The organism is Piscinibacter sp. (assembly GCF_050175855.1).
Lineage (GTDB): Bacteria > Pseudomonadota > Gammaproteobacteria > Burkholderiales > Burkholderiaceae_C > Piscinibacter.
This window is the reverse complement of record NZ_JBFXIO010000351.1, coordinates 1-5,355: the sequence shown is the minus strand read 5'-3', so window position 1 is coordinate 5,355 and position 5,355 is coordinate 1. Positions and strand designations below refer to the sequence as shown.

The following is a 5,355-nucleotide window of genomic DNA, read 5'->3' as shown; positions in this document are numbered from 1 at the left end:
CTGGTTCGGGGAGGCGCGCGCCATCGGCGAGGCGCTGGCGTCGGCCAGGCGCGTGCGCAGCGTCGCCGAGCCGCACCTCGCGCCCTGGCTGGAGCGCTGGGCGGATTGCGAGCCGGCGCCGCGCCTGCTCCCCCTCGTCGAGCGCCGCTGCGACTCGTTCTCTCAGTGGTGGACTCGCTCGATGCGCGGCATCCGCTCGGTCGACGAGCTGCTCGCCACGCGGGCCGACACCCTGGAGCTCTTCGAATGAACGACATCGTGCTGGTGACCGGCGCGAGCGGCGGCATCGGCCGCGCGCTGGCGCAGACCCTCTCGGCGCAGGGCGCGCGCGTGGTGGCCGTGGGCCGCGATGCAGCGCGGCTGGCGGAGGTGCCGGCCACGCTGCGCGTGGCGGCCGATACCACCACACCCGCAGGCGCGGCGCTCGCCGTCGCCGCCACGCGCGAGGCGCTGGGCGCCGCGCCGGCGCGGCTGGCGCATTGCGTCGGCAGCACGCTGATCGCGCCGCTGCACCGCACGAAGCCGGAGGCCTACCGCGAACTGATGCGCGTGAACCTCGACAGCGCGGTCTTCGTGCTGCAGGCGTGGATCGGCGCGCTGGAGGGCGGCGCGGGTGCGGCGGTGTTCGCCAGCTCGGTGGTGTCGCGCATCGGCGTGGCCAACCACGAGGCGATCGCCGCGGCCAAGGGTGGCGTCGAGGCGCTGGTGCGCAGCGCCGCCGCCACCTATGCGGCGCAGGGCGTGCGCGTCAACGCCGTGGCGCCCGGCATGACCGAGACGCCGATGACCGCCGCCATGCTCAAGGTGCCGGCGCTGCGCGAAGGCGCAGGCAAGCAGTACCCGCTCGGCGGCGTGCAGAGCGCGGAGCAGGTGTCGGACGTCATGGCCTGGCTGCTCGGCGAGGGCGCTGCGAGGCTGACCGGCCAGGTGATCCCGGTCGATGGCGGCTTCACCAGCGTACGCCCGCTGGTAAAGTGAACGCGCCGGCCGCGCTGGTCTGGTTCAAGCGCGACCTGCGCCTGCGTGACCACGCGCCGCTGGCCGAGGCGGGCCGCTTCGAGCGCGCGCTGGCGCTGTTCGTGATCGAGCCGGAGTGGCTCGGCAGCCCCGAGTGCGATGCGCGCCACGTGCGCTTCCTGCTCGATGCGCTGGCGCCGCTGCGCGACGGCCTGGCCGCGCGCGGGCTGCCGCTGTTGGTGCGCATCGGCTCCGCGGTGGAAGTGTTGACGGAGCTGCGCCGCGAGTTCGCCTTCACCCATCTCCTCAGCCACGAGGAAACCGGCCCCGGCTGGAGCTACACACGCGACCGCGCCGTGGCCGCCTGGTGCCGCGCCGAGGGCGTGGTCTGGCAGGAGTTCGCCCAGACCGGCGTGGTGCGCCGGCTGCGCAGCCGCGCCGGCTGGGCGGGGCGCTGGGCGCAACGCATGAGTGCACCGGAGGCGGTGCTGCCCGGCGGCTTCGCGGCGCCGCCGGGCATGGCGCCATCGCCTCTGCCGACGCTGCGCGATCTCGGCCTGCACGGCATCGACGCCCGCGTGCCGCCAGCTGGCGAGCGCGTGGCCTGGGCGATGCTGGAGAGCTTCCTCGCCGGCCGCGGGCGCGACTACCGCCACGCGTTGTCCAGCCCCGTCACCGCGGCCGAAGGCTGCAGCCGGCTCAGCGAGCACCTCGCCTTCGGCACGATCTCGATGCGCTGCGTGCACCAGGCCACCGAGGCCGTGATCCGATCGACGCCCGATCGCACGCTGGCCCACGCGCTGCGCGGCTTCGCCGGCCGGCTGCGCTGGCACTGCCACTTCATGCAGAAGCTGGAAGACGAGCCGGCCATCGAGTTCCGCAACTTCTCGCGCGCCTGCGATGGCCTGCGCGAGGACGCCTTCGACCGCGAGCGCTTCGAGGCCTGGTGCGAAGGCCGCACCGGCTTCCCGATGGTCGACGCCTGCATGCGCCAGCTGCGCGCCACCGGCTGGATCAACTTCCGCATGCGCGCGATGCTGGTCAGCTTCGCGGCCTACCACCTCTGGCTGCACTGGCGCGAGCCGGGGCTGTTCCTCGCGGGCCAGTTCCTCGACTTCGAGCCGGGCATCCACTGGAGCCAGATGCAGATGCAGTCGGGCACCACCGGCATCAACACGCTGCGCATCTACTCCCCGGCCAAGCAGGCGCGCGACCACGACCCCACCGGCGAGTACGTGCGCCGCTGGGTGCCGGAGATCGGCACCCCGGCGTATCCGAAGCCGATCGTCGACGAGCGCGAGGCGCTGGCCTTCGCGCGCGAGCGGCTGTTCGGCCTGCGCGGCACCGCGCAGGCGAAGCGCGAAGCCGATGCGATCCAGGCGAAGCACGGCTCGCGCAGGAGCGGCCTGCCGCCTTCGGGCATGAGGGTTCGGCGCACCAAGCGGCCGCCGGTGGGGCAGGGCGAACTCTTCTGAACGCCGCTCAGCCGCGGTGGCCGAGGCGGTGCGAAACCGCAGCGGCGGCCTCACGCACCGCGGCGGCCAGCGGCGACTCCCAGGTGGCGGGGAACACGTCCTCGTGCCCGAGCGCGGTGATCACGAGGGCCGGCCTGCCCTCGTGGTCGAAGGCCGGCGCGCTGAAGGCGTTGACGCCGGGGATGGGCCGGCCGAGCGCGCGCGTCACGCCGTGGCGCTTCCATTCGGCGGCGATCAGCTCGAGCTCGCGGTCCACGTCCTTCACCGGCGTGCGGTCGGCGCGGCGCGGTTCGCCCTGCGGACCGGCCAGGACTTCCTTGATGCTGCGTGCCGGCAGCACGGCGGCGAAGGCCCGGCCGGTGGCCGTGCCCAGCAGCGACATCACCGTGCCGGCGCGCATGTTCACATGCAGCGGCTGGCTGCCCTCGATCACGCGCACGATGGTCGGGCCGAAGTTGGCCCACACCGCGATCGCCACCGTCTGGTCGATCGCCTGCGAGAGCGACTCCGCCACCGGAGTGGCGGCCTTGAGCGGATCGAGCTGGTGCAGGCAGGCCAGGCCCAGCTGCAGAGCGGCCGGGCCGAGGGCGTAGCGCCCGCTGGAGGCATCCTGCTCGATCAGCCCGAGCCGGCCGAAGCTCACCAGGTAGGGGTGGGCGCGCGAGGCGGGCAACTCGGCCGCCGCGGCCAGGTCCTTCAGTGACATCGGCGCGCCATGCTGGCCGAGCGCGATCAGCAGGCGCCCGCCCACCTCCACCGACTGCACCGCCCGCTGCTCCCGGATCACGATTTGTTCCATGCAAACAAGTTTGACATAGCGCAATGTGAGTCGTAAAGTGCGAACTCGTTTGCAATGAACAAACCATCGCACCCATGACCCAGAAAGCCTTCGCCAGCCAGGCCGACCTCGAGGAGAAGAAGGTCAGCTTCACCAAGCTGTCCGACAACGCCTATGCCTACACCGCCGAGGGCGACCCCAACACCGGCGTGATCGTCGGCGACGACGCGGTGCTGGTGCTCGACACGCAGGCCACGCCGGTGATGGCGCAGGACGTCATCCGGCGCATCCGCGAGGTGACCGACAAGCCGATCCAGTACGTGCTGCTGACGCACTACCACGCGGTGCGCGTGCTGGGTGCTTCGGCCTACCAGCCCCAGCAGATCATCGCCAGCCAGGACACCTACGACCTGATCGTCGAGCGCGGCGAGCAGGACAAGGCCAGCGAGATCGGCCGCTTCCCGCGCCTGTTCCGCAACGTCGAGAGCGTGCCGCCAGGCCTGACCTGGCCGACCATCACCTTCACCGGCAAGATGACCTTGTGGCTGGGCAAGCTCGAAGTGCAGCTGCTGCAGCTCGGCCGTGGCCACACCAAGGGTGACACGGTGGCCTGGCTGCCGCAGCAGAAGATTCTCTTCAGCGGCGACCTGGTGGAGTTCGATGCCACGCCCTACGCCGGCGACGCGTACTTCAAGGACTGGCCGCAGACCTTGGACAACATCGCCGCGCTCAAGCCCGAGAAGCTGGTGCCCGGCCGCGGCGCGGCGCTCACCACGCCCGAGCAGGTGCAAGCGGGTCTGGCCGGCACGCGCGCCTTCATCGCCGACGTCTACGAGAGCGTGAAGTCCGGCGTGGCCGCCGGCGAGGACCTCAACGCCGTCTACAAGAGCACCTATGCCCGGCTGGCGCCGAAGTACGGCCAATGGGTGATCTTCGACCACTGCATGCCCTTCGACGTGACACGCTGCTACGACGAGGTGACGCAGTACCCCGACCCGCGCATCTGGACCGCCGAGCGCGACCGCCAGATGTGGCAGGCCCTGGAGTCTTGAGGAGGCGAATCATGGGTATTCAACGCATCCACCACGTGGCCTACCGCTGCCGCGACGCGAAGGAAACCGTCGAGTGGTACGGCAAGCACCTCGGCATGGGCTTCGTGCTCGCGATCGCCGAAGACCAGGTGCCTTCCACCAAGGCGCCCGATCCGTACATGCACGTCTTCCTCGACGCCGGCGCGGGCAACATCCTGGCCTTCTTCGAGATCCCGAACTCGCCGCCGATGGGCAAGGATCCCAACACGCCGGAGTGGGTGCAGCACATCGCCTTCAAGGTGGGCTCGATGGACGAGCTGCTGGCCACCAAGGGCAAGCTGCAGGCCGCGGGCATCGATGTCATCGGTCCTACCGACCACACGCTGTTCCGGTCGATCTACTTCTTCGACCCGAACGGCCATCGCGTCGAGCTGGCAGCCGACACGGCCACGCCCGAAATGAACGCCAAGCTCGACGAGGTGAAGTGGGCGATGCTCGACGAGTGGGCGAAGACCCGGCGCGCGCCCAAGCACGCGGCATGGATGCACGAGAAGGAATTCAAGGCCTGAGCCCGCGCCGATGCTGAGCACCTACACCTATCCGAAGTTTGCCTACCGGCGCCCTGCGGAGCTCGACCAGCCCGGCGCGGTGGACCGGCATCCCGTCGTCGTGGTCGGCGCTGGCCCAGTGGGTCTCGCTGCGGCCATCGACCTGGCGATGCAGGGCCAGCGCGTGCTGCTGCTCGACGACGACGACACGGTCAGCGTCGGCTCACGCGGGCTGTGCTACGCCAAGCGCGCGCTGGAGATCCTCGACCGGCTCGGCTGCGGTGATGCGGTGGTCGACAAGGGCGTGACCTGGAACGTCGGCCGCACCTTCTTCGGCCGCGACGAGGTGTTCCGCTTCAACCTGCTGCCCGAGGCCGACCACCACCGGCCCGGCATGGTGAACCTGCAGCAGTACTACCTCGAAGAGTTCCTGGTGAAGCGCGCGGAGCAGCTGCCGAACCTGGAGCTGCGCTGGAAGCACAAGGTCACCGGCGTCACGCCGAAGGACGCGGGCGCGCGGCTGCAGGTCGAGACGGCCGACGGGGCATATGCACTGGACGCCGACT

General features: G+C 70.9%; 6 protein-coding genes and 1 pseudogene. 6 read left to right on the top strand and 1 reads right to left on the bottom strand.

Translation table 11 applies throughout. The annotated features are described in order from the left end of the window. The 3 genes and pseudogenes from AB7U92_RS21125 to AB7U92_RS21115 all read left to right on the top strand — a co-directional run. Nucleotides 1-250 (top strand): annotated as a pseudogene (locus AB7U92_RS21125) (FAD-binding domain-containing protein); the annotation flags it as partial. Beyond that, nucleotides 247-978, top strand: coding sequence for an SDR family NAD(P)-dependent oxidoreductase (locus AB7U92_RS21120; protein WP_428581657.1), 732 nt, complete (start codon nt 247-249; stop codon nt 976-978). The pseudogene AB7U92_RS21125 and the gene AB7U92_RS21120, both read left to right, overlap by 4 nt. Then, complete coding sequence (locus AB7U92_RS21115; protein ID WP_428581654.1) at nt 975-2,432, top strand: FAD-binding domain-containing protein; 1,458 nt, start codon at nt 975-977, stop codon at nt 2,430-2,432. Before AB7U92_RS21120 ends, AB7U92_RS21115 begins: the two co-directional genes overlap by 4 nt. A gap of 7 nt (nt 2,433-2,439) precedes the next feature. Here AB7U92_RS21115 and AB7U92_RS21110 read toward each other — a convergent pair whose 3' ends face one another. After that, nucleotides 2,440-3,231, bottom strand: coding sequence for an IclR family transcriptional regulator (locus AB7U92_RS21110; RefSeq protein ID WP_428581651.1), 792 nt, complete (start codon nt 3,229-3,231; stop codon nt 2,440-2,442). A gap of 74 nt (nt 3,232-3,305) precedes the next feature. Here AB7U92_RS21110 and AB7U92_RS21105 point away from each other — a divergent pair, with 74 nt between their 5' ends. From AB7U92_RS21105 to AB7U92_RS21095, 3 genes are all read left to right on the top strand, one after another. Further along, complete coding sequence (locus AB7U92_RS21105) at nt 3,306-4,262, top strand: MBL fold metallo-hydrolase (protein ID WP_428581648.1); 957 nt, start codon at nt 3,306-3,308, stop codon at nt 4,260-4,262. An 11-nt stretch (nt 4,263-4,273) separates the two neighbouring features. After that, nucleotides 4,274-4,810, top strand: a complete 537-nt coding sequence (locus AB7U92_RS21100; RefSeq protein ID WP_428581645.1) for a VOC family protein — start codon at nt 4,274-4,276, stop codon at nt 4,808-4,810. Between the two features lie 10 nt (nt 4,811-4,820). Continuing rightward, nucleotides 4,821-5,355: FAD-dependent oxidoreductase (locus AB7U92_RS21095; RefSeq protein ID WP_428581642.1), on the top strand; the 535-nt coding region annotated here is incomplete at its 3' end.